Source organism: Citrobacter sp. Cpo126, from assembly GCF_030332445.1.
Taxonomy (GTDB): Bacteria; Pseudomonadota; Gammaproteobacteria; order Enterobacterales; family Enterobacteriaceae; genus Citrobacter; species Citrobacter portucalensis.
The window spans coordinates 294,872-319,431 of the sequence record NZ_JAOWHT010000036.1; the positions used below are offsets into that span (position 1 = coordinate 294,872).

Genomic DNA, 24,560 nt, shown 5'->3' on the forward strand with positions numbered 1-24,560 from the left:
TAACCAAAAGCAAACAATTAGTTATAAGGGGAGAATGAAATTATGCGCGTCATCACTCTGGCGGGGAGCCCTCGCTTTCCTTCTCGCTCCAGTGCGTTACTGGAATATGCCCGAGAAAAACTAAACGATCAGGATGTCGAAATCTTTCACTGGAATCTGCACAACTTTACCCCGGAAGACCTGATCTATGCCCGTTTCGACAGTCCGGCGCTGAACACATTTATCGAACAACTGCAGGATGCTGACGGGCTGATTGTCGCAACCCCGGTCTATAAAGCCGCTTACTCTGGCGCACTGAAAACGCTGCTCGATTTGCTCCCCGAGCGGGCGCTGGAAGGAAAAGTGGTTTTGCCGCTGGCGACCGGCGGCAGCGTAGCGCATTTACTGGCCGTCGATTACGCCCTGAAACCGGTCCTGAGCGCGTTAAAAGCTCAGGAGATCCTGCACGGTGTGTTTGCTGATGATTCACAGGTCATCGATTATCAACATAAACCGCAGTTTACGCCCAACCTGCAGCAGCGTCTGGACAGTGCGCTCGACACCTTCTGGCTGGCGTTGCATCGTCGCGATATCCAACTCCCTCAACTGAACACCCTGCGAGGTGCCGCCCATGCTTGATCTTCTCAAGCGTCACACGTCCTGGCTGGCACTGACCGGGCTGTTGTCACTGTCAACCCTGGGGCATGCCGCAGAATCGGCCCCCGATGCCCTGCGCATTGGTTATCAAAAAGGAAGCGTCAGTATGGTGCTGGCTAAAAGCCATCAGCTACTGGAGAAACGCTACCCGCAGACCAAAATCTCGTGGGTTGAATTCCCGGCTGGGCCGCAAATGCTGGAAGCACTCAATATCGGCAGTATCGATCTCGGCAGTACCGGTGACATTCCGCCGATTTTCGCCCAGGCCGCCGGAGCCGATCTGGTTTACGTGGGCGTTGAACCGCCTAAACCAAAAGCCGAAGTGATTCTGGTGCCAAAAAATAGCCCGATCCAGAGCGTCGCGCAGCTTAAAGGACATAAAGTCGCCTTCCAGAAAGGCTCCAGCGCCCACAATTTACTGCTCCGGGCGCTGCAACAGGCCGGACTGAAATTTACCGATATTCAACCAACGTATCTGACTCCCGCCGATGCGCGAGCGGCCTTTCAGCAAGGAAACGTGGATGCGTGGGCTATCTGGGATCCCTATTATTCCGCCGCGTTACTGCAAGGTGATGTACGCGTACTGAAGGACGGCTCAGACCTCAAGCAAACCGGTTCGTTTTATCTCGCCGCCCGTCCTTATGCCGAGAAAAATGGCGCTTTTGTACTTGGCGTACTGGATACCTTTAGCCAGGCCGATGCGTTAACGCTCAGTCAGCGCCAGCAAAGCATTACCCTGCTGGCCAAAACCATGGGGCTGCCCGAACCGGTGATTGCGTCTTATCTGGATCACCGTCCGCCAACCACCATTGTGCCAGTCAACGCCTCTGTTGCTGCCCTGCAACAACAAACCGCCGATCTGTTTTATGACAACCGTTTGGTGCCGAAAAAAATCGATATTCGCCAGCGTATCTGGCAACCCACTCAGCAGGCAGGAGAAAAATTATGAGTCTGAATATGTTCTGGTTTTTACCCACCCACGGTGACGGTCATTATCTTGGAACGGAAGAAGGTTCGCGCCCGGTCGATCACAGTTATCTGCAACAAATCGCGCAAACGGCCGATCGTCTTGGATTTACCGGCGTCCTGATCCCAACCGGTCGCTCTTGCGAAGATGCCTGGCTGGTCGCCGCTTCGATGATCCCGGTCACCCAGAGATTAAAGTTTCTGGTCGCGCTGCGCCCAAGCGTCACCTCGCCAACGGTTGCCGCACGTCAGGCTGCGACGCTCGACAGACTCTCAAATGGCCGGGCGTTATTTAACCTGGTGACCGGCAGCGATCCGCAGGAGCTGGCAGGTGACGGCGTGTTCCTCGATCACACAGAACGATATGAAGCCTCTGCTGAATTTACTCAGGTCTGGCGGCGCTTGCTGCAAGGTGAAACGGTGGATTTCAACGGCAAACATATTCATGTCCGCGGCGCGAAGCTGCTTTTCCCTCCCGTTCAACAACCCCGGCCACCACTTTATTTCGGCGGCTCGTCTGATGTCGCACAAGACCTTGCTGCCGAGCAGGTTGATCTCTATCTGACCTGGGGCGAGCCGCCGGAACAGGTGAAAGCGAAGATTGAACAGGTGCGGGCCAAAGCAGCGGCGCTCGGGCGCAAGATCCGCTTTGGTATTCGTCTGCATGTGATCGTACGGGAGACAACCCACGAGGCGTGGCAGGCAGCGGATCGTCTGATAGCCCACCTTGATGACGACACCATTGCCAAAGCCCAGGCCGCCTTCTCAAGAACGGATTCGGTTGGTCAGCAGCGAATGGCTGCACTGCACAATGGTAATCGCGACAAACTGGAAATTAGTCCGAACCTGTGGGCAGGCGTTGGACTGGTACGCGGTGGCGCGGGTACCGCGCTGGTCGGAGATGGTCCGACTGTCGCGGCGCGTATCAACGAGTATGCCGCGCTGGGAATCGACAGCTTTGTGTTGTCCGGATACCCACATCTGGAAGAGGCATACAAGGTTGGCGAGCTGCTGTTCCCGCATCTGGATGTTGCTATACCGGAAATTCCGCAGCCGCAATACCTGCAACAACAAGGTGAAGCGGTGGCAAACGAATTTATCCCGCGCAAAGTCGCGCAAAGCTAAGGAGCGGCTAATGGCAACGCCGAAAAACAGGTGGTTATTACGCCTCGCGCCCTGGTTTTTACCGGTAGGTTTGGTGGCGCTCTGGCAGCTCGCATCTTCAATGGGCTGGCTGTCCACTCGCATTCTGCCCTCTCCGGAAGGTGTTATCGAAGCTTTCTGGACGCTTTCCGCCAGCGGCGAGCTTTGGCAGCATCTGGCCATCAGTTCCTGGCGCGCGCTGATCGGATTCTCCATCGGTGGATCGATTGGCCTGACACTGGGACTTATCAGCGGTCTTTCGCGTTGGGGAGAACGCCTGCTGGATACCTCGGTGCAGATGCTGCGTAACGTACCGCATCTGGCGCTGATCCCGCTGGTGATTTTGTGGTTCGGCATTGATGAATCCGCCAAGATCTTTCTCGTGGCGTTGGGCACGCTGTTCCCAATTTACATCAACACCTGGCATGGGATCCGTAGTATCGATCGTGGGCTGGTAGAAATGGCGCGCAGCTATGGATTATCCGGCTTTTCACTGTTTGTTCATGTGATCCTCCCCGGCGCCCTGCCCTCGATTATGGTCGGCGTGCGTTTTGCTCTCGGGCTGATGTGGCTGACGCTGATTGTGGCGGAAACTATTTCTGCCAATGCAGGTATTGGTTACCTGGCGATGAACGCCCGCGAATTTCTGCAAACCGATGTGGTCGTGGTGGCCATTATTCTCTACGCCCTGCTCGGCAAACTTGCCGACGTCAGCGCCCAATTGCTGGAGCGAGTCTGGCTACGCTGGCATCCGGCTTACCATGTAAAGGAGGCTACCGTATGAATACCGCTCGCCTGAACCAGGGTACACCGCTGTTGCTGAGCGCCGTGACAAAACAATACGCCGCCAATACAGTGCTCAATCAATTAGATTTGCATATTCCGGCCGGACAGTTTGTTGCCGTGGTTGGCCGCAGCGGCGGTGGTAAAAGTACGTTGCTGCGTCTGCTGGCAGGGCTGGAATCGCCGACCTCAGGCGCATTACTTGCCGGAACCACCCCACTGGCGGAAATTCAGGATGATACGCGTATGATGTTCCAGGATGCGCGTCTGCTGCCATGGAAGACGGTTATCGATAATGTGGGCCTGGGTCTGAAAGGTCAGTGGCGCGATGCGGCCCGAGATGCGCTGGCCGCCGTTGGGCTGGAGAGTCGTGCTCACGAATGGCCGGCTGCGCTGTCCGGTGGACAAAAACAGCGTGTAGCCCTGGCACGGGCATTAATTCATCGCCCCGGTTTGCTGCTGCTGGATGAACCCCTCGGCGCTCTGGATGCCCTAACCCGCCTTGAAATGCAGGATCTGATCGTCTCTTTATGGCAAGAGCACGGCTTTACCGTACTGCTGGTCACTCATGACGTCAGTGAAGCGGTGGCAATGGCCGATCGCGTGTTGCTGATTGAGGACGGAAAAATCGGGTTGGATCTGACGGTGGATATTCAGCGCCCCCGCCGTTTGGGATCGGTACGGTTAGCCGATCTGGAAGCGGAAGTGTTGAACCGGGTTATGAAACGCGGCGAGACGGAACAACCGATCCTTCGACATGGATAACCGCTCAGAAAACCAGGCCCGGTAGCGCTTACCGGGCCTTTTGCCGGATGGCGGCGTTACCGCCTTATCCGGCCTACTAAACTACAGGTCAACGTTTCAGGCTAACGCTTTGTCAATCTTCTCGAACAGATCGCCGGAGAGATTCTCCAGACCTTTCAGCTGTTCCAGCGCCGCACGCATTTTCGCCTGACGTTTTGCATCATAACGTTTTAAGCGAATCAGCGGCTCAATCAGACGTGACGCCACCTGCGGGTTACGACTATTAAGCTCAGTCAACATGTCGACCAGGAACTGATATCCACTACCATCTTCCGCATGGAATGCCGCCGGGTTGCTACCTGCAAAAGCACCGATCAGCGAACGAATTCGGTTCGGGTTACTCATACTGAAAGAGCGATGCTTCAGCAGGCCGCGTACCGTTTCCAGCACGTTTTTCGCCGGGCTGGTGGATTGCAGGATAAACCATTTGTCCATCACCAGACCGTCATGGTGCCACTTATCGTCATACTCCTGCATTAGCGCGTCGCGACAAGGTAGCTGCGCCGCCACTGCCGCGGATAGCGCCGCCAGCGCATCGGTCATATTGTTCGCTTCACGATACTGCTTGCTTACCAGCGTGTCAGCCAGATGGGTTTCGCCAAAGGCCAGGAAACGCAGGCAGGCGTTACGCAGCGTACGCTTGCCAATATCGGCATGCTCAACGCGGTACTCATCAAGATGATTAGCGTTATAGATGGCGAGGAATTCATCTGCCAGCTCGGCCGCCAGCGTGCGGGTTAACGCTTCGCGTACTTCGGTTATCGCCACCGGATCGATGATGTCGAACAGTTCGGCTATTTCATTTACTGAAGGCAGCGTCAGGATCTCTGCCGCCAGCGCCGGATCGATTTTCTCATCCAGTAAAATTGCGCGGAATGCATCAGCCACGTGTACCGGCAGCGACAGCGGTTGTCCCTGCTGATGACGGGCAACGTTAAGCTTAATATAGGTCGCCAGCAGGCTTTGCGCCGCGTCCCAACGAGAGAAATCGTTACGCGCATGACGCATCAGGAAGGTCAGCTGCTGATCGCTCCATTTGTATTCCAGTTTTACCGGCGCGGAGAATTCGCACAGCAGCGCCGGAACCGGCTGGAAGTAGACGTTATCAAAGACAAACGTCTGCTCTGCCTGGGTGACGTTGAGTACAGAATTCACCGGGTGCCCGCCTTTTTGTAGCGGGATCACTTTCCCTTCGTTGTCATACAACTCGAGGGCGAAAGGAATATGCAGCGGCTGTTTTTCGGCCTGATCCGGCGTGGCCGGCGTGCGCTGGCTGATCGTCAGCGTGTACTGCTCAGTTGACGGATTGTAGTCATCACGCACGGTCAGAATCGGCGTACCGGACTGACTGTACCAGCGGCGGAAATGGGAGAGATCAACGTTAGAAGCATCTTCCATCGCCTGCACGAAATCATCACAGGTTGCAGCACTGCCGTCATGACGCTCAAAGTAAAGTTGCATCCCTTTCTGGAAGTTAGCCTCACCGAGCAGGGTGTGGATCATACGAATGACTTCAGCGCCCTTTTCGTACACGGTCAGGGTATAGAAGTTGTTCATTTCAATGACCATATCCGGACGGATAGGATGCGCCATCGGGCTGGCATCTTCAGCAAACTGCAGACCACGCATGGTGCGCACATTGCTGATGCGGTTTACCGCGCGTGAGCCAAGATCGGAACTGAACTCTTGATCGCGGAACACGGTTAAGCCTTCTTTCAGGCTCAACTGGAACCAGTCACGGCAGGTCACACGGTTGCCGGTCCAGTTGTGAAAATACTCATGACCGATAACGCGCTCAATATCGAGGTAGTCTTTGTCGGTGGCGGTATCGGTACGTGCCAGCACATATTTGGAGTTAAAGATGTTCAGACCTTTATTCTCCATCGCGCCCATGTTGAAGAAATCCACGGCGACAATCATATAGATGTCGAGGTCATACTCGAGGCCAAAGCGCTCTTCATCCCATTTCATGGAGTTTTTCAGCGAGGTCATCGCCCACGGCGCGCGGTCAAGGTTGCCGCGATCGACGTACAGTTCCAGCGCCACTTCACGCCCGGAACGGGTGATAAAGGTATCGCGCAGAACGTCGAAATCACCGGCTACCAACGCAAACAGATAGCACGGTTTCGGGAACGGGTCCTGCCACTGTACCCAGTGACGACCATTTTCCAGTTCGCCCTGCGCCACACGGTTACCGTTGGAGAGCAGGAACGGAAATTGGGTTTTATCGGCGATAATTTTGGTGGTAAAACGCGCCAGAACATCGGGTCTGTCGAGATACCAGGTAATATGGCGGAACCCTTCTGCTTCACACTGGGTGCACAGCGCTTCGCCAGACTGGTACAGCCCTTCCAGCGCAGTATTGGCCGCCGGGCTAATTTCATTCACGATACGCAGCGTAAAACGCTCCGGCAACTGACTAATGACCAGAGTGCCCTCTTCTTCTTTATACTCTGTCCACGGCTCGTCGTTCACGTGGATCGACACCAGGGTCAGATCTTCGCCATTCAGGCGCAGGGGCACATCAGACGCGCCATGACGGACAGCCTGGCTCACTGCGGTGACCACGGTTTTTTCAGCATCCAGGTCAAAGGTCAAGTCAATATCAGTAATCTGGTAATCCGGCGCACGATAGTCGTGACGGTATTTGGCTTGTGGCTGTTGTGTCATAAAAAAACCTTTAGCATCTTTAATAGAGTCTCGGCTTCAGTCTATTCCTGTTGCGTAAATCGCGCTACGCAGAATGTTCATCTTTTCAGGCACAAACACCCTTTTTGCTACATTTTCATAACACGTGGCACGAATTGCCCTCGACCAGAAAGAGAGCTTATGGTGTGATCGGGGTTCAATAAATCGCTAAACAGGGTATACTCCAGCGGTTTTCTTAGTTGTTTATTGTACTAAACGCTCCCGTGAGAGGATGCTACTGCGCACCTATGACACAATTCGCTTCTCCTGTTCTGCACTCGCTGCTGGATACAGACGCTTATAAGTTGCATATGCAGCAAGCCGTTTTTCACCACTACTATGATGTACAAGTAGCGGCTGAATTTCGTTGCCGTGGCGATGACCTGCTCGGTATTTATGCCGATTCTATTCGTGAGCAGGTGAATGCTATGCAGCACCTGCGACTGCAGGAGGATGAGTACCAGTGGCTCTCCGGCCTGCCATTCTTTAAAGCTGATTACCTCACCTGGTTACGTGATTTCCGCTATAACCCGGAACAGGTTCACGTCACCAATGATAACGGCAAGCTGAACATCCGCTTAACCGGTCCGTGGCGTGAAGTAATCATGTGGGAAGTTCCGCTGTTGGCGGTTATCAGTGAACTGGTGCACCGTTACCGTTCGCCCGAATCAGGCGTCCCGCAGGCACTCGATGAGCTGGAAAGCAAACTAGTAGAATTCTCTGCTTTAACGAAAGATGTCGATATGTCCCGCTTCCATCTGATGGATTTCGGTACGCGCCGTCGTTTTTCGCGCGAAGTACAGCAGGCTATCGTTAAACGCCTGCAGCAAGAGCCCTGGTTTGTCGGCACCAGTAACTACGATCTGGCCCGCCGCCTGTCATTAACCCCAATGGGTACGCAGGCGCATGAGTGGTTCCAGGCTCATCAGCAAATCAGTCCAGAACTTGCCACCAGCCAGCGCGTAGCCCTGGCAGCCTGGTTAAATGAATACCCTGATCAACTCGGCATTGCATTGACCGATTGCATCACCATGGACGCATTTTTACGCGACTTTGGCTTTGAGTTCGCTACCCGCTACCAAGGGTTACGCCATGACTCAGGCGATCCGGTGGAATGGGGTGAAAAAGCCATCGCCCATTATGAAAAACTGGGTATTGATCCGCTAAGCAAAACGCTGGTCTTCTCAGATAATCTCGATCTGAAAAAAGCGATTGAACTCTACCGCCACTTCTCTTCCCGTGTACAGTTGAGTTTTGGTATTGGGACACGGCTAACATGCGACATTCCGCAGGTTAAGCCACTCAATATTGTGATCAAGCTGGTGGAATGTAACGGCAAACCGGTGGCGAAGTTATCTGACAGCCCGGGTAAAACCATCTGCCACGATAAAGCATTTGTTCGTGCACTGCGCAAAGCCTTCGATCTCCCGCATATCAAAAAAGCCAGTTAAGCCTTCCAGGGAGCCATTTTGGCTCCCTTTTTCGCGTTTATTTCCGAAATCTTTCACTCCAGCTACGAATTCTGCTTGTCTGATTGCAGATGCCAGGTAACATAGGTATCCCCCCATTACGGGTGGACATGTGTTTATATATCCGACTATTAACAGAGAGAATATTATGAGCGTTGTGCCTGTAGCCGACGTACTCCAGGGCCGCGTAGCCGTTGACAGCGAAGTCACCGTGCGCGGATGGGTGCGTACCCGCCGAGATTCAAAAGCTGGCATCTCCTTCCTCGCCGTTTATGACGGTTCCTGCTTTGATCCTGTACAGGCCGTCATCAATAATTCTCTGCCCAATTACAATCAGGACGTACTGCGCCTGACGACGGGTTGTTCAGTTATCGTAACGGGTAAAGTCGTTGCATCTCCTGGACAAGGACAGAGCTTTGAAATTCAGGCCACTGAGGTTGAAGTAACGGGCTGGGTTGAAGATCCTGACACTTACCCAATGGCAGCTAAGCGTCACAGCATTGAGTATCTGCGTGAAGTGGCGCACATGCGTCCGCGTACCAACATGATTGGTGCGGTAGCGCGTGTACGTCATACGCTGGCGCAGGCTCTGCATCGTTTCTTCCACGAGCAGGGTTTCTTTTGGGTATCGACTCCGTTGATCACCGCTTCCGATACGGAAGGTGCCGGTGAAATGTTCCGTGTTTCTACGCTGGATCTGGAAAACCTGCCGCGTAACGATCAGGGCAAAGTCGATTTCGACAAAGACTTCTTTGGTAAAGAGGCCTTCCTGACCGTTTCCGGTCAGCTGAACGGTGAAACCTACGCCTGCGCCCTGTCTAAAATTTATACTTTTGGCCCGACGTTCCGTGCAGAAAACTCTAACACCAGTCGTCACCTGGCAGAGTTCTGGATGCTGGAACCAGAAGTGGCTTTTGCTGACCTGAATGATGTTGCAGGCCTGGCTGAAGCGATGCTGAAGTACGCGTTTAAAGCCGTACTGGCAGAGCGTGCGGATGATATGAAATTCTTCGCTGAACGTGTCGACAAGGACGCGATTTCACGCCTGGAACGTTTCATTGACGCTGACTTCGCACAGGTGGATTACACCGACGCGGTAAGCATTCTGGAAAAATGCGGTAAACAGTTCGAAAACCCTGTTTACTGGGGTGTGGATCTGTCTTCTGAGCATGAACGTTACCTTGCTGAAGAGCACTTTAAAGCGCCGGTGGTAGTGAAAAACTACCCGAAAGATATCAAAGCGTTTTATATGCGCCTTAACGAAGACGGTAAAACCGTTGCTGCAATGGACGTACTGGCCCCGGGAATCGGTGAAATCATCGGTGGTTCTCAGCGTGAAGAGCGCCTGGACGTGCTGGATGCCCGTATGCTGGAAATGGGTCTGAACAAAGAGGATTACTGGTGGTATCGCGACCTGCGTCGCTACGGTACCGTTCCGCATTCCGGCTTCGGATTGGGCTTCGAGCGTCTGATCGCTTACGTCACCGGCGTACAGAACGTCCGTGATGTTATTCCGTTCCCGCGTACTCCACGTAACGCCACCTTCTAAACGTGCGTTATTGTTTCAAAGGCCAGCATTGCTGGCCTTTTTTATACCCTTTTAGTGCTATCTGGATACCCATCTCACGTTAAACACAACCTTTCAATCCCCTCCACCTGTTACGTAATATTTCATTGCAACACATTTGCACAAAAAATAATCAGCAATTTTATTGTGGATTAGCATTTTCTGATTAAATAGTACATTTTTTAACCTCTCGCACGGCATTCCAGACGTCCAAAAATCGTTACCTGTAAAATCCGAACTTTCCGGCATAACGGATAAAAAATGACCTTAGCAAAATTAAACATAAGAAAATCATATAAATAGAAATAAAAACGAGAATTTTAAGCGCAGGGGCATTCGAAGTTTGACGCTGTTCACAAAGTTGCACAAAAATAACATCTTGTTACACATTTTTTCTTCTTGAAACTAAATCTTTATATTTGTAGCACTTTGACGGTAGCGAAACGGTAGTTTGAATGGAAAGATGCCTGTCAGACACATAAAGACACCAAACTCTCATCAATAGTTCCGTAAATTTTGATTGACGGAATTTATTGGCGGCAGTGGCAGGTGTCATATAAAAACCGATGAGGGTAATAAATAATGATGAAGCGCAATATTCTGGCAGTGGTTATCCCTGCTCTGCTGGTAGCCGGGGCAGCTAACGCTGCAGAAGTTTATAACAAAGATGGCAACAAAGTAGACGTATACGGTAAAGCCGTTGGTCTGCACTATTTTTCCAAGCACAACGGTGAAAATGCCTACGCTGCTAACGGCGATCAGACATACGCCCGTCTTGGTTTCAAAGGGGAAACTCAGATTAACGACCAACTGACCGGTTACGGCCAGTGGGAATACCAGTTCAGCGGCAATAACTCCGAAGGTGGTAGTGACGCTCAGAACGGTAACAAAACTCGTCTGGCATTTGCCGGTCTGAAATTCGGCGACGCGGGCTCCTTCGACTACGGTCGTAACTACGGCGTCGTATACGATGCACTGGGTTACACCGATATGCTGCCAGAATTCGGTGGTGATACCGCTGCTTCTGACCAGTTCTTCTCCCAGCGTAACGGCGGTCTCGCAACCTACCGTAACTCTAACTTCTTCGGCATGGTTGAAGGCCTGAACTTCGCCGTTCAGTACCTGGGCAAAAATGAGCGTGATGACGCGCGTCGCTCTAACGGTGATGGTGTTGGCGGCTCAGTAAGCTACGAAATGGATGGCTTCGGTATCGTGGGTGCTTACGGCGCAGCTGACCGTACCAACGCGCAAGAAACGCTGACCTATGGTCGCGGTGCAAAAGCTGAGCAGTGGGCTGCTGGTGTGAAATACGATGCGAACAACATCTACCTGGCGGCGAACTACAGCGAAACCCGTAACGCTACCCGTATCTCTAACGGTTATGCTAACAAAACTGAAGACGTACTGTTGGTTGCTCAGTACCAGTTCGACTTCGGCCTGCGTCCGTCCCTCGCCTATACCAAATCTAAAGGTAAGGACATTGAAGGTATCGGTGACGTAGATCTGGTGAACTACTTCGAAGTGGGTGCGACTTACTACTTCAACAAAAACATGTCCACCTATGTTGATTACATCATCAACCAGATCGATTCTGACAACAAACTGGGCGTAGGCTCTGACGACACCGTAGCAGTCGGTATCGTTTACCAGTTCTAATAGCAGACCTCTTTGTTAAATGCCTATAAAACAGGACTTCGGTCCTGTTTTTTTATATCTGCTAGCGAATTCTTGCGTCTTAAAAAAACACCTCAGCTTTTCGTCAGTAACGGTTGGCATTTTGTAAATCTACCGTTAACCTGATAGCGGACTTCCCTTCTGTAATCACTATGGAACCTCGTCATGTTTGAGAACATTACCGCCGCTCCTGCCGACCCCATTTTGGGTCTGGCTGATTTGTTTCGTGCCGATGACCGCCCTGGAAAAATAAACCTCGGGATCGGTGTATATAAAGATGAGACAGGCAAAACGCCGGTGCTGACCAGCGTTAAAAAAGCCGAGCAATATATACTGGAAAATGAAACCACCAAAAATTACCTTAGCATTGACGGTATTCCAGAGTTTGGTCGCTGCACTCAGGAATTACTGTTTGGTAAAGAAAGTTCGCTGATCAACGATAAGCGTGCACGTACCGCACAGACCCCTGGCGGCACTGGTGCACTGCGTGTGGCAGCTGATTTCCTGGCAAAAAATACGTCGGCTAAACGCGTATGGGTGAGCAATCCAAGCTGGCCGAACCATAAGAGCGTTTTTAACTCTGCAGGCCTGGAAGTTTGTGAATACAACTATTACGATGCAGCAAACCACTCGTTAGATTTTGATGCGCTGCTGGCAAGCCTCAGCGAAGCGCAGGCTGGCGACGTGGTGCTATTCCACGGCTGCTGCCATAACCCTACCGGCATCGATCCTACGCTGGAACAGTGGCAAACGCTGGCGCAGATGTCTGTCGAAAAAGGTTGGTTACCGCTGTTCGACTTCGCATACCAGGGCTTTGCCCGTGGCCTGGAAGAAGATGCAGAAGGTCTGCGCGCATTTGCGGCTCTGCACAAAGAGCTGATCGTTGCCAGCTCCTACTCCAAGAACTTTGGACTGTACAATGAGCGTGTAGGCGCCTGTACGCTGGTTGCTGCCGATGCTGAAACCGTTGACCGTGCGTTCAGCCAAATGAAATCAGCCATTCGCGCTAACTATTCCAACCCACCAGCACACGGTGCATCCGTAGTGGCCACGATTCTGAGCAACGACGCGCTGCGTGCCATCTGGGAACAAGAACTGACTGATATGCGCCAGCGCATTCAGCGCATGCGTTTACTGTTTGTGAATACGTTGCAAGAGAAAGGTGCAAACCGCGACTTCAGCTTTATCATCAAACAGAACGGCATGTTCTCGTTTAGCGGCCTGACCAAAGAGCAGGTTCTGCGTCTGCGTGAAGAGTTTGGTGTCTACGCTGTCGCTTCCGGACGCGTAAACGTGGCAGGAATGACGCCAGATAACATGGCGCCACTGTGCGAAGCGATTGTCGCAGTACTGTAATCTATCGCGCACAAAAAAGGCCGCAAATGCGGCCTTTTTATTTATTAAACGAATTACCAGACAGGCATTTCATCTTGCAGGAACGGGTTATGTAGCCGTTCGTTACCCAGCGTAGAAAGTGGGCCGTGCCCCGGAATAAACGTTACGTCATCGCCTAACGGCAATAGTTTACGTTTAATCGAATCGATCAGTTGGCTGTGATCACCGCGCGGGAAATCGCTGCGCCCTACGCCACCTTTGAAAATCACGTCACCAGAAATCAGTAACTTTGATTGCTCATCAAAGAAGACCACATGTCCCGGTGTATGACCCGGACAATGCAGAACCTGTAACGTCACGTTGCCAACGCTTATCCTGTCACCTTCATTCAACCAGCGATCGGGCGTCAGCGGCTCACAATCTCCCAGGCCAAACATGCGGCTCTGAGCAGGGAGTCCCTGTAACCAGAACTCATCTTCTTTTTCCGGGCCAATAACCGGTACACCATAATGCTGTGCCAGTTCAGCCGCCGCGCCTACGTGATCAAGATGACCATGGGTAAGCAGGATCTGCATAAGCGTCAGACCGCTGGCATCCACTTCCTGTTTGATTTTCTCGGCATCGCCGCCGGGATCGACCAGCGCGGCCAGACGAGTCTGCTCACACCAGATTAGCGAGCAGTTCTGGGCGAATGCAGTGACCGGAATAATACGATAGTTCATACAGCTCCTGTTTCATTAAGCTTATGGATCACCAGTGCCGTGCAGGGCCGGTGTCAATATGCACAAAGTTACTGCTGGGGTAGTATCCTACACCACCTGCGCGCATAGATAACGCAGCTTTGCGAATATTACTTAATGCGATGCCTTCAATATGGAAATCCATGGCCTGACCTTTAGTGTGGTAGCTTTTCTTGGCCACACCACGGCTACGTGCACGGAGTTCATTATTGGTATCGATAGAGCGATAGCCTGAAATCAGCTGTACGGGTTTACGCGTGCCCAGCAGGCCCTGCAGACGGAAGAGTTGATCAAACAGTCCCGGGTCAATGGATTTCACTTTATTGGCCCGAAAATCACGGAAAAAGTGGTTAAGTTTTGCTAATTCGTCCTGAATATAGCCCCTGCCATCAAAAAACTCTGCTTTTATTGACTCACCGGTATGCAGGTTATTCAGAGTCAATATACGCGGACGTGGGGTAGAGAGTGTTGCAAACGCAGGCGTAGGCAAGATGGCAGCGCCGAGGGCAATACCACCAAGCGCCAGCAGTTTGCGGCGATTAGCGTCAAATTTGTCCATGGTATTAAGGTCTACAAGGTCAATGTTATCGTATGTATGCTCTAGCGCACGCGGGAAACCTTATCTGGCTAAGTAGTCCACGTCAAGGCTCCCAACCCCAGGAAATACGGGGCTCACAGCCATTTTGCCCCGTTTCCAGCATAACTTACGACAATCATTTTCCTCGAACTGCTTCATTTATCTGATTAATTGCTCGGCTTTTGACACAATTTGTGCGCTGGATCGCGCTGTCAGATCGTAATTGTAAATATCTGTACGATACTGCGTGCGCCCATCAGGGCCGACAAATGCGGTCAGATAGTAGAGGTTGACCGGGATATTCTGACGAATATTCACGTACCGCGTATCCCCTTGCTTCAGGGCATCCGAGATGCGCGTATCATTCCAGCCCGCATCCTGTAGCAGCATATTTGCCAGCTCAGAGGCCTTATTCACCCGCACGCAGCCGGAGCTTAATGCCCGCGTATCCTTCTGGAACAGATTGTGGTTCGGCGTGTCGTGCAGATAAATAGCGTCCGAACTCGGCATGTTGAATTTATAGCGTCCGAGCGAGTTACGCGCTCCCGGAGCCTGCTGGAAGCGGAACGGCAGATTGGAGGCAGTGATGGTAGCCCAGTCTACCTGCCACGGATCTATCGTTTCTTTGCTGTTCCAGCCGCGCATCACGGTATAACCGTGACGCTCAAGATACCCCGGATCATTCCAGACCTTAGGCAGGATATCTTTTCGGGCCAGCGTTGGCGGCACGTTCCACGGTGGGTTAACGACCACGTTATTCAGCGCACTGCTCATCATCGGCGTTTTACGATCGGGACGCCCGACAATAACGCGCGAGGCCAGCACCTGATTGCCATTCTGATAATAAACCAGCGAATAGGCAGGAATGTTCACCATGATACCGGTAGACAGCTCACTCGGCAGCAGGCGCAAGCGCTGAATATTTAACGCCAGCACGCCCGCACGCTGAGCAGGCGTCACGTTCAGCCAGTCACGTGTGGCTGGGCCAATCGCGCCATCTGCGCCAAGTCCCTGCCACGTCTGAAAGCGCTTTACCGCATCAACCAATTCACGATCGTAGGTGCCACGACCTTCTTTGCCAGACGTACTGACGGCAGGCTCCAGCATCCCGGTTCGGCGCAAAATTTCACGCAGCGCGGGGATGTCATTACTCCACTCCCCCGGACGCAGCGTTGCTGTACTGGTGAGCTGCGGCCAGGGACGTGTATCGCCCACCAGCTTGAGCAGTGATTCATGCATGGCTGCATACTGCGGATGTTGAGGCGCAAGGCTGGCCACAAATGAAGTCAGTTGACCGTTATCCAGTGCGACCTGCCACTGGTTGATGACGGAAATCGGCGGCGTCGTTAGCGCATAGGGCTTATCGCTGTAAAGCCAGCGATTACCTTTGACAGGGATGTTAGCGATAAAGTGCAGATACCCCATCATCGCATCAGAGAGCACGATGTCTCTCGCCTGACCGGTTACTGCCGGGTCAGTCAGAAGTGCAACCCAGGTAGTGAACTGCGGCTGAAAGCCGGCAATTGCGACCTCGGCTAACTGTTGCTGAAATGCCTTTACCGCATCACGATTTTCCCACATCGGCTTCATTTCGCGTGCGGCATACAGCAGTTCCAGCTGGCTCATGTAAACCGGCGTATAACCTGCTGGCAGTTGAGAGTGTATTTCGGCGCGGGCTTTATCGACAGACACGCCTTCTGGCAGCGGTTGAATACCCGCCATGATAGCCGTCGCAGAAGATTGAACCTGCGGCTGCGATAACGCTGTTGGCTGTTCACTGACGGTCGCAGAGCTATCGCCAGGGATCATTTCAGGCTCATCGGCCTGAGCATTGAACAGTGGAGCGAATGTTACGGCCAGGCACAAACTGATTGCCGACAGCCGACGACCACACATTTTATTAAGCAACATCCCTTGCCCCCTGTTTTCTTTATCATACTCTGAATAGCCAGGCCGTCTGTATTCCCCTTTATTCTGACGAGGGTCGGACCTGTAAAACGCCGATACAAACTGAAGTATGACGAGCAAGCCTGTGACGCGTTAGGCTCACCTTTAGTATATAAACATCAAAAACTTTTTGCCTAACCTAATGTAAAGAAGTCTAAAGAAATTACACCAGGCATGAAGTCTTTTCGGAAAAAGATAAGGCGGCCATGTAGCCGTAATGCCAGTCAGTTAGCGCCTCAGTTTCAGTAAACTGGCGGAGGTAAAGAACATGCTATCTCGGAAATAGAGTTCCGTTCACCTCATGCTCATTGTTTCTCTGAAACACGGATTCCCGTGAACGTGTAAAGGGCGTTCTCCGCCACGCCCTTTACAATCCCGGCTCCCGGCGGGAAAATTGTTGCTACGCAATACCCTCCGCTTATTCCTCCTGGCTACCGGGCCGGGCGCGAGGAAGCGTCCCTGCAAAGCGCGCCCTGAGCCAGCATCCATGCTGGCTCTCCCGGCCTTACGGAAACACGTCGGCAATTTTCAGCCGGACCAGCCCACACCTGACCATCTGCGTTTTTGTTTAAACAGCAAAACAGCTTTTACTGAAAGTCAGGGCATTGAAGCGATGACCCCTGTCCGGCTGAAAATCGATGAGGCGTTGACGTCTGCCCGGGACTGCCCGCAGGGATGCGGGCAGAGGGGATGGCCTGCATGGATGCAGGCTCGGCCCCGACCCGACAGGCAGACGGCATAAGACGAATAACTCGCGCAGCGACGATTTTCCCGCCGGGAGCCTGGGTTGCAAGGGAGGTGGCGGTGAGCCTCCCTTGCACGTTCACAGGTATCTGCGCTTCAGAGAAATGACACCACTGAGGTGAACGGAACCCTGAGCAAGAATCACATGTTCATCATACATGCTTAACTGATGAGCATTAGCCATGTAGCCGCCTTTTTACTTATTACTTAGCTTGCCTGCGAGGAGGCATCTTCAGTCCCCGGCAGCGGTTCCGGTAACTGAGGCGCAAATCCGCGCAACCCCACCACGTGAACGTGTTCGGTGTTCTGGAAGACTTTACGCACCAGTTTGTAGGTGGTGCCTTTCTCTGGGCTGATGTTTTCCGGCGCAGCGATAATCAGCTGCATCTGCAAACGCTCACACAGCTCAAACAAGGTCGCAATAGAACGCGCATCGAGTCGTGCAGCTTCATCAAGGAACAGCAGGCGGCAAGGAGAGATATCTTTCCCGCGCAATCTGCGGCCTTCATCTTCCCAGCTTTGCACCACCATCACCAGAATAGACATCCCGGTCCCGATCGCTTCACCCGTTGACAACGCACCAGACTCAGCACGCAGCCAGCCGTCAGAGCCACGGTTAACCTCAACTTCCATTTCCAGATAGTTACGATAATCCAGCAGCTCTTCACCAATGGTTTGTGGCGTGCGTTGCCCCATGTCTATCTGCGGATTCAGACGCTGATACAGCTTCGCCAGCGCTTCTGAGAAGGTCAGGCGATTGCTGTTAAACAAATCCTGATGCTGTTCATGCTGCTCTGAAAGTACGTCCAGCAAGGTAGCATGTGTTTCACGCACATTGACGTTCAGGCGAACGCTGTTGACCTGGCCAAACGACACGCTTTGCAACCCCTGGTTCAGCATGCGAATACGGTTCTGTTCACGCTGAATGGTCTTACGAATAATGTTCGCCACGCTGCGTGAGCTGATCGCCAACTTCTGTTCGCGTGAGGTTAACTCTTCCGTCAGACGGCTCAGCTCAATCTCCATCTGTTCAATGGCTTCAACCGGATCATCGGTACGAATAATATCCTGGCGAATACGTTCACGCAGATGCTGGTAAACCGCGACGAAGAACTGAATTTTGCGCTCTGGACGTTTTGGATCTTCAGACAGACGCAACACATCGCGCAGGTGCTCGTTATCCGCAACCGCCAGACGTAGCGCACCGAGCGCCTTATCCGACATCGAACGCAGTTCGTCACCGGAAAGATAGGCCAACTCGCGGCGGTGCAGACGACGTTCCACACCGTTATCTTTCACCATCCGCATGACTGCACACCAGCCGGCTTTGGCGGTGACTACCTGCTCGCGCATTTCATGATAATCACGTTCCAGCTTGCGCAGTCTGCGGGTCAGGTTTTCCATCTCCGCTTCGCAGAAGGTCAGTGCTTTCTCAAGTTGGTTGCGGCGTGCACGGTTGTTGCTGAGCTGCGCATGCAGTTCGTCACGGCGAATACGCGCGCGCTCTTCGGCACCGCTGTCCGCACGAACGCCAATATCCTGCAGTTCACGTTGTAAATCGTTCAGCAGCTCTTTTTTGGTGTCAAAAGAGCTTTTCAGCGATGCCATGACCTGGTTGTACTGGCTTAACTGTGCGGCGTGGCTGCGCAGCGCTTCACGAGCGCGGGTACGTTCGGCTTCCGCCTGTTCCAGGCGTTCACGCAATTTTTCGTTCAGATCGCTATTGCCGCTCAGCATTTCGGCTGAGTCGGAATAACTAAAGTGCGCCCGACGCTGTACGACTTCGGTCAGCGCAAAAGCCTGCTGACGCGCATCGCGCTGCATCTGCTGGGAATACGCATAGTCTTCCTTCAGCTGTTCAAACTGCTCAGGGTCATTTTGCAGAACCGAAACGATAGGTTCCAGTTTCGCCAACTGATTGCCATGTTGCTGTACAAAACGCGCGGCTTCCTGAGCTTCATCCAGACGCTCGCGAATTTCGTCTACGCGATCGGCTAGCGTATCATCTGCCAGCAGATTCAAGCGCGGCAGCAGGCGGTTCAGCGCAGAGACGCCATCTTTCGCCTGTTCAAACTGCATACGGCTTTGCTGGTTATCATTTTCATGATTGGTCAGCGCACGTTCCAGTTCAACGCGACGGCTATTCAGTTGGCGAATTTCCGCTTCTGGATCGGCTTCAAACGCCACCGACAGATGGCTGCCGATAAAGCGACTGAACGCCTGATGCAGACGTTGGGTTTTCTGGACGTCAAAGGAGAGCGTGGCGAAACGTTCAGACAGCCCTTCACGCTCGGCATGCAGGGTTTCGATACGGCTTTCACGTGCTGCACGCCCAAAAATAGGCACCGTCGGGAAGCGAGAATAACGCCACTGACGCTCGGCAGTTTTCACCACCACCGCATTTTCCAGTTCATCAACGCTGAAGACGCTGTCATCAAACGACTGCGGATCCCCTTCGATGAAATAGAGATCTTCCGGGCAATCCGTCAGCCCTTCAAGCTGTTCGGTAATCAGCGACAGATCCGGTACCACAATGGCATGACGCGAAGGACCGTATAGCGCAGAGAAGTACGGTGCATCTTCAAGGCTAACGTCATCATAAATTTCTGACAGCAGTACGCCGCCAAAGCGTTCCGCCAGCGCGTTCAGACGCTGATCTTCCGCCCCGCCCGGTTGACTTAAACGTTCAATCTCTTCATCAACTGCATTTTTACGTGCACCGACTTCATCACGCTCAACAATGGCCTCACGCTCGCGCTCCAGCAATTGTTGCAGATACTCAGTCACTTCCTGGCTGGAGGTAAACTCTTCGCCACACTGCTCGCTAAGCTGATTCAGGCTATTTTGCGCAGCCAGCCAGACAGGTGCCCGCTTCATCAAATGCTGAATACGGGATTGTAGTTGTTCCTGCTCCTGACGCAGCGTCATACGCTGTTCGCTGGCAGACGAGACGCTGTCCGACAAGGCGGCGATGCGCGCTTCCAGCTCCTGGTGCAGCGCTTCCAGCTCATCGATATCGAACTGTTTACCCTGACGCTTGCAGAATTCGGCCAGCAGACGCTCGGCATCCTGCTGTTCGCGCAGACGCTGCTCCAGTTCGCTCAGTCGCATACGCAACGGCTGAACCTGTTCCGCCAGGTGGCGCTGCTCCACGCCTTCGCGCAGCAGTTCACGCGCCACGCTCCAGGCTTCACCGCGCGCCAGCGGGCCGTTGATAGCCGCCACCAGCTGATAAGCCTGTTCGAACTGGCTATGCGCGGTTTGCGCCACGCTCATTTTTTGTTCAAGCGTCAGCAGTTTTTCAGTGGCTTCCTGCTCTTTGGCCTGGAAAGTCTCCAGCCATTCGGCGGCGCTGTCGGCTGTCAGGTCCGGTAAGTGGCAGAGTTCTTTCGCCCGGTTTAGGGCCTGGATCGCCTGAGTATACTGGATGGCTCGCGTTTGCTGGACGTCCAGCGCTTGCTGGTAATCGGCAAGCTGGCTTTTCAGCTCATCCACTTCCAGCTCAGCGGCTTCTGCGCGGGCTTCGTTTTCATCCTGGCGGTCAACGGCTTCCGCGACCACCTCGTTTTGTTCTTCAAGACGGACCTGCAATTCTTCGAGATCCGCCTCGTAGCGTTCAATTTTTTCCTGCTGACGCAGCGCGGTTTGCACCAGATTCAGGTGATCGCTCGCGGCCTGGTAATCAGCTTCCAGATCGCCTTCCGCACCGTTGTGTTCACCCAGTTCACGCGCCATATCCACGTGTTTGTACTGCTCTGCCGCCAGCTGCTTGCGAGAGGTATACAGTTCACGACGATATTCCAGTGCTTTATCCAGATGGATGCGACGTTCATTGGCGTGGCGCATATAATCTGCGGCCACATAGTTGGTCGCTTCACTGATTAAATGCTTAAACAGATCGCGGTCAGACTGGGTTACGCGAATCGCTTCCAGCGTCATACGGTTTTCACGCAGCGCGGCTTCCATATCCTGGAACGCTTTACGTACGCCGCTGTTTTCCGGCAGCAGGTAGTCACGCAGTGAACGCGTAATGGCGCTGGAGATACCGCCGTACAGCGAGGCTTCAATCAGACGGTAGAATTTACTACGATCGGACGCAGAGCGCAGACGACGGGCAATGATGCCCAGATCGAACATCAATGAGTGATAATCGGTTATTGAGTTGAACTGCTTAAACTGCACGCCTTCCATCTCATCAAGCTTCTCTTTCAGCTCAGGTAGAGACAGTACGCGCGCCTGGCGTTCGTTCAGCGTTTCCGTCACCAGTTGGGTTGGCTGTACCGACATCGGCAGCCCCTGAATGGCAAACGGTTTGATATCCACTTTGCGATCGCGACCAGCAACCTGTTGCAGACGCACCCCCACGACCACGCGCTGATGACGCGAGTTGAGGACGTCGAGCATTGAATAACAAACCCCTGCTTTCAGCTTACCGTGCAGGCCTTTATCACGTGAACCGCTGGTTGCACCGGCTTCGGTGGTGTTACGGAAATGCAGCAGGGTTAAGTCCGGAATAAGCGCCGTAACAAATGCCGCCATGGTGGTGGATTTACCCGCACCGTTACCACCGGACAGCGTGGTGACCAGCTCATCGAGATCAAACGTACGGGCAAAAAAACCATTCCAGTTAATCAGCGTAAGTGAGCGAAATTTACCGCGTTCAATCATTATTCTTCTTCTCCACTGTCCGGCTGATTCTCTTCGGGCTCATCGTTGAGCTGCAGACGGTTCTCGACCGCCATCGCTTCACCATCACGAATTAAGCGACGCTGTGCTTCACGCGGATCGTCACCGCTACGCACATCCGCACCAAAGCGGAAGACAGATTCCGTAATACGGAATTTGCTGCTGTCGTGGCCCAGAAACCACACCATGCCTAAGCGGCGCAAGCGGTTGAGCGAAGAACGCACTTTTTCCTGTAGCTTCTGGCGGTCAACGTCAGAACCGGTTGAACGGTTGTTCACCAGCTTCAGTAACTTCGCTTCATCTGCCAGCGTTAGCAGCTCGTCGTACAGCTCTTGCTGGGTAAAAATCCCTTCGTTCGCCAGGCGTTCCGGGCTGAGATAGAGATAGCAAAGAATTTTACCCACCATCATGTCCAGTTCAGACAGGACCGAACGCGGAATGAGCGTCGTTGAACGCGGACGAAGGTAGAAGAACCCTTCCGGCGCACGGATCAATTCCACGTTATAGCGGCTGTAAAACTCTTCAAAATATTCCTGAAAATCCATCAGGAAGGCATGATTATCCAGTTCATCCAGACCGATATGGCGGCCCGAACGTAAGGCACTATCCAGTGCCGGAAATAACGGATTCGCCAGCGCCTGCGCCAGCTTTACCGGCATCACTTGTTCAATATTTGTCAATGACATGCGCCTGTACCTTGGCTCCGTAATCATTAATCGGCTGCCATTTGGCTGGCAGTCCGGTGAAGTCTGCTTGCGCTACGCCAAGGCGTACCGCCTGATCGATAACAATACGCGCGACGTCGAAATGACGCGCACGTGGGTATTGCGCCAGATACTCGCGCACTACCAAGCCGAGATCCAGTGGTGTTTGTCTGGATTTGTAGATAGCCAGCTGTTCTTCGATGATCGCCGCCAGCTGCTCACGGATCTCGTTAAATTCTTCATATTCCAGGTCTTCCGGAAGTTCACCGGTGACCTCTTCGTCACGCAGCACCATCTCCTCGTCACGCATATCCAGCAGACGATCGGCGTTGGCATAGGTCAGCGCCCATGGGTCGTCAAAGTAGGTCTGCACGGACTGGCGCAGACGCTGGGCGAAGACGCGGTTTTTATCCATGTCGATCGCGGTACGGATAAATTTATGCACGTGACGATCGTAGCCAATCCACAAGTCAATTGACTGCTGGCCCCAGCTAATAATGCGGTCGAGCTTGCTTTGTAAATCAAACACCAGCCGATCGACAAAATGCAAATCGTCATGCGTCATCGTGGCGTCCTGGATGCGTAACAGGTTAGCCTGCAGCTTATCCCCTGCCGCTTCCAGCGTATCTTGCAGCTCACGCAGCGTACCAGATGTTTCAGACAGCAGCATTTCACAGCTGGAAATCGCCGCCCGCCAGTCTTTGTTTAGCAACTGTGCGATGTCGTCTTTTACCTGCTGCTGCTGTTCATCCATGATGCGCTGGGTCAGATCGATACTGTCGAAAATCTCCGCCACCGAGTATTTCAATGGCGCATAGACGTTGCGATGCCAGTGGAACTCATCACCACCTTCCGCTGCCGCATCAGCCGCGCGCTTCAGTTCGCCTGCCACAATTGACAGCTGCATAGAAAGACGCAGCGTAGAGAATTCGCGCTGACGAATATAGTAATCTGTGATGCCAATCCCGAGCGGCGTTAAACGGTAAATGGCGTTGCCTTCAGCCTGCTCGCTGGTAAAGCGGTTCAGCAGACGTTGACGCACCATATCGTTGATCGCGTTGTTGGCGCGGACGCCGATGGTTTCGCTGGTTTGCTCAAACGCATCACTCACATGGCGGAACGCATCCACCAGTTCACCTTCACTCATCTCACCGTCAAGTCGCTCACCGTTTAGTGTGGCAACAGCCAGCAGGAACGAAAGTCTGTCTACCGGCAGAGAGATGGAGAAGTCATTTTTTCTGGCCCAGGCAACCAGTTCGGGGACTGTCTGGGAAAATTCACTCATAGGTTATCCTTGCATCTGCGGCTCGGGCCGGACGTTTAATCGCGGTGACATGAATATAGCGCCCAAGGCTGATATACGGTTCCTGGCGGCAATAACGTGTTTCTATTTCTGTTAAAGCATCAAAACAGTCATGCTGTTTTTGTTTATCACGCAGATAATCATGAAACACCCTCACGCCCGTTTTACCGGTTATCTCCCAGCCAATCTCCTCCAGCCAGCCATAGACCTGCTGAGGGTCGCGCGGAAAATCGGGAGACAACGTGCGCCGTTTCTTTTTATACATTCCCTGCTGTACATAGCCGAAATTACCGACCAACACATTACGCATCAACAGACCGTTTGCATTGTAGAACATCAGCGATAAAGCACCGCCCGGGCGTAACATCGACCACAATGTTTTTAAGACGGCTTGCGGATCGGCCACCCATTCCAGCACAGCATGAAACAATATCAGATCAACCTGAGAATCCAAATGCTGTGGGATGTCCTGAGCGGCACAATGTATAAAATGCATGTTGTCGCTCACACCTTGCTCTTCTGCCGCCCGTTGCGCTCGCGCCACCATCTCAGCAGAAAGATCGCACAAGGTGACGTGATGGCCCCGCTGCGCCATCAGAATGGCTGTCTGCCCTTCTCCGCCACCCGCATCAAGCACACGCAACGTTTGGCCCGCGTAGTCGGCAAGAAGTTTGTCCAGATCCTGCCAGAGGATCGTCTGACGAAGCTGACCTTTGGTGGTGCCGTAAATGTTACGGGAAAACTTCTCTGCAATGTCATCAAAATTGCGATCCCGCATCGGGCTCTCCACATGC

17 protein-coding genes are annotated in these 24,560 nt (G+C 53.0%); 9 read left to right on the forward strand and 8 right to left on the reverse strand.

Annotation, left to right across the window (positions count from 1 at the left end; all coding sequences use genetic code 11):
* The first annotated feature begins 42 nt into the window (after positions 1-42).
* The 5 genes from ssuE to ssuB are packed head-to-tail and all read left to right on the forward strand — an operon-like array spanning position 43 to position 4,293.
* Positions 43-618, forward strand: coding sequence for an NADPH-dependent FMN reductase (ssuE, locus tag OGY17_RS15875; RefSeq protein ID WP_008784278.1), 576 nt, complete (start codon positions 43-45; stop codon positions 616-618).
* The gene (locus OGY17_RS15880; protein WP_100272693.1) at positions 611-1,585 is read left to right on the forward strand and encodes a sulfonate ABC transporter substrate-binding protein; all 975 of its coding nucleotides are present in this window, start codon (positions 611-613) and stop codon (positions 1,583-1,585) included. The genes ssuE and OGY17_RS15880 overlap by 8 nt, the downstream gene beginning before the upstream one ends.
* Positions 1,582-2,727 carry an FMNH2-dependent alkanesulfonate monooxygenase gene (ssuD, locus tag OGY17_RS15885; RefSeq protein ID WP_284884404.1) on the forward strand — a complete coding sequence of 382 codons (1,146 nt, stop codon included), beginning with the start codon at positions 1,582-1,584 and terminating at the stop codon, positions 2,725-2,727. The genes OGY17_RS15880 and ssuD overlap by 4 nt, the downstream gene beginning before the upstream one ends.
* A gap of 10 nt (positions 2,728-2,737) precedes the next feature.
* Positions 2,738-3,529 (forward strand): aliphatic sulfonate ABC transporter permease SsuC, encoded by a 792-nt coding sequence (ssuC, locus tag OGY17_RS15890; RefSeq protein ID WP_048235702.1) that lies wholly within the window; start codon positions 2,738-2,740, stop codon positions 3,527-3,529.
* A complete protein-coding gene (gene ssuB, locus OGY17_RS15895; RefSeq protein WP_032942896.1) occupies positions 3,526-4,293 on the forward strand; it encodes an aliphatic sulfonates ABC transporter ATP-binding protein in 768 nt (255 codons plus the stop codon). Before ssuC ends, ssuB begins: the two co-directional genes overlap by 4 nt.
* Positions 4,294-4,389: 96 nt before the next feature.
* On the opposite strand, the gene pepN is transcribed toward ssuB, so the two are convergent.
* Positions 4,390-7,002 carry an aminopeptidase N gene (pepN, locus tag OGY17_RS15900; RefSeq protein WP_286580977.1) on the reverse strand — a complete coding sequence of 871 codons (2,613 nt, stop codon included), beginning with the start codon at positions 7,000-7,002 and terminating at the stop codon, positions 4,390-4,392.
* A 266-nt stretch (positions 7,003-7,268) separates the two neighbouring features.
* On the opposite strand from pepN, the gene pncB reads away from it, so the two are divergent.
* The 4 genes from pncB to aspC all read left to right on the forward strand — a co-directional run bounded on the left by pncB (position 7,269) and on the right by aspC (position 13,086).
* Positions 7,269-8,471 (forward strand): nicotinate phosphoribosyltransferase, encoded by a 1,203-nt coding sequence (gene pncB, locus OGY17_RS15905; protein ID WP_286587863.1) that lies wholly within the window; start codon positions 7,269-7,271, stop codon positions 8,469-8,471.
* A gap of 166 nt (positions 8,472-8,637) precedes the next feature.
* Positions 8,638-10,038 (forward strand): asparagine--tRNA ligase, encoded by a 1,401-nt coding sequence (asnS, locus tag OGY17_RS15910; RefSeq protein WP_020996514.1) that lies wholly within the window; start codon positions 8,638-8,640, stop codon positions 10,036-10,038.
* A 600-nt stretch (positions 10,039-10,638) separates the two neighbouring features.
* The gene (gene ompF, locus OGY17_RS15915) at positions 10,639-11,712 is read left to right on the forward strand and encodes a porin OmpF (protein WP_032942894.1); all 1,074 of its coding nucleotides are present in this window, start codon (positions 10,639-10,641) and stop codon (positions 11,710-11,712) included.
* Positions 11,713-11,895: 183 nt separating this feature from the next.
* The gene (gene aspC, locus OGY17_RS15920; protein ID WP_032942893.1) at positions 11,896-13,086 is read left to right on the forward strand and encodes an aspartate transaminase; all 1,191 of its coding nucleotides are present in this window, start codon (positions 11,896-11,898) and stop codon (positions 13,084-13,086) included.
* A gap of 53 nt (positions 13,087-13,139) precedes the next feature.
* Here aspC and OGY17_RS15925 read toward each other — a convergent pair whose 3' ends face one another.
* The 7 genes from OGY17_RS15925 to cmoM form a co-directional block, all read right to left on the reverse strand.
* Positions 13,140-13,787 (reverse strand): MBL fold metallo-hydrolase, encoded by a 648-nt coding sequence (locus tag OGY17_RS15925; RefSeq protein ID WP_003831949.1) that lies wholly within the window; start codon positions 13,785-13,787, stop codon positions 13,140-13,142.
* A gap of 28 nt (positions 13,788-13,815) precedes the next feature.
* A complete protein-coding gene (gene mepK, locus OGY17_RS15930; RefSeq protein WP_003831948.1) occupies positions 13,816-14,364 on the reverse strand; it encodes a peptidoglycan L,D-endopeptidase MepK in 549 nt (182 codons plus the stop codon).
* Positions 14,365-14,541: 177 nt separating this feature from the next.
* Positions 14,542-16,293, reverse strand: a complete 1,752-nt coding sequence (gene ldtD / locus OGY17_RS15935) for a L,D-transpeptidase (protein WP_032941806.1) — start codon at positions 16,291-16,293, stop codon at positions 14,542-14,544.
* A 987-nt stretch (positions 16,294-17,280) separates the two neighbouring features.
* Positions 17,281-21,741 (reverse strand): chromosome partition protein MukB, encoded by a 4,461-nt coding sequence (mukB, locus tag OGY17_RS15940; protein ID WP_153753419.1) that lies wholly within the window; start codon positions 21,739-21,741, stop codon positions 17,281-17,283.
* Positions 21,741-22,445, reverse strand: a complete 705-nt coding sequence (gene mukE, locus OGY17_RS15945) for a chromosome partition protein MukE (protein ID WP_003035809.1) — start codon at positions 22,443-22,445, stop codon at positions 21,741-21,743. The genes mukB and mukE overlap by 1 nt, the downstream gene beginning before the upstream one ends.
* Entirely contained in the window at positions 22,426-23,748 is a 1,323-nt protein-coding gene (gene mukF / locus OGY17_RS15950) for a chromosome partition protein MukF (protein ID WP_003831939.1), read from the reverse strand. The genes mukE and mukF overlap by 20 nt, the downstream gene beginning before the upstream one ends.
* Positions 23,741-24,544: a tRNA uridine 5-oxyacetic acid(34) methyltransferase CmoM gene (gene cmoM, locus OGY17_RS15955; protein WP_003035803.1), complete on the reverse strand. Its 804-nt coding sequence runs from the start codon at positions 24,542-24,544 to the stop codon at positions 23,741-23,743. The genes mukF and cmoM overlap by 8 nt, the downstream gene beginning before the upstream one ends.
* Positions 24,545-24,560 lie beyond the last annotated feature (16 nt).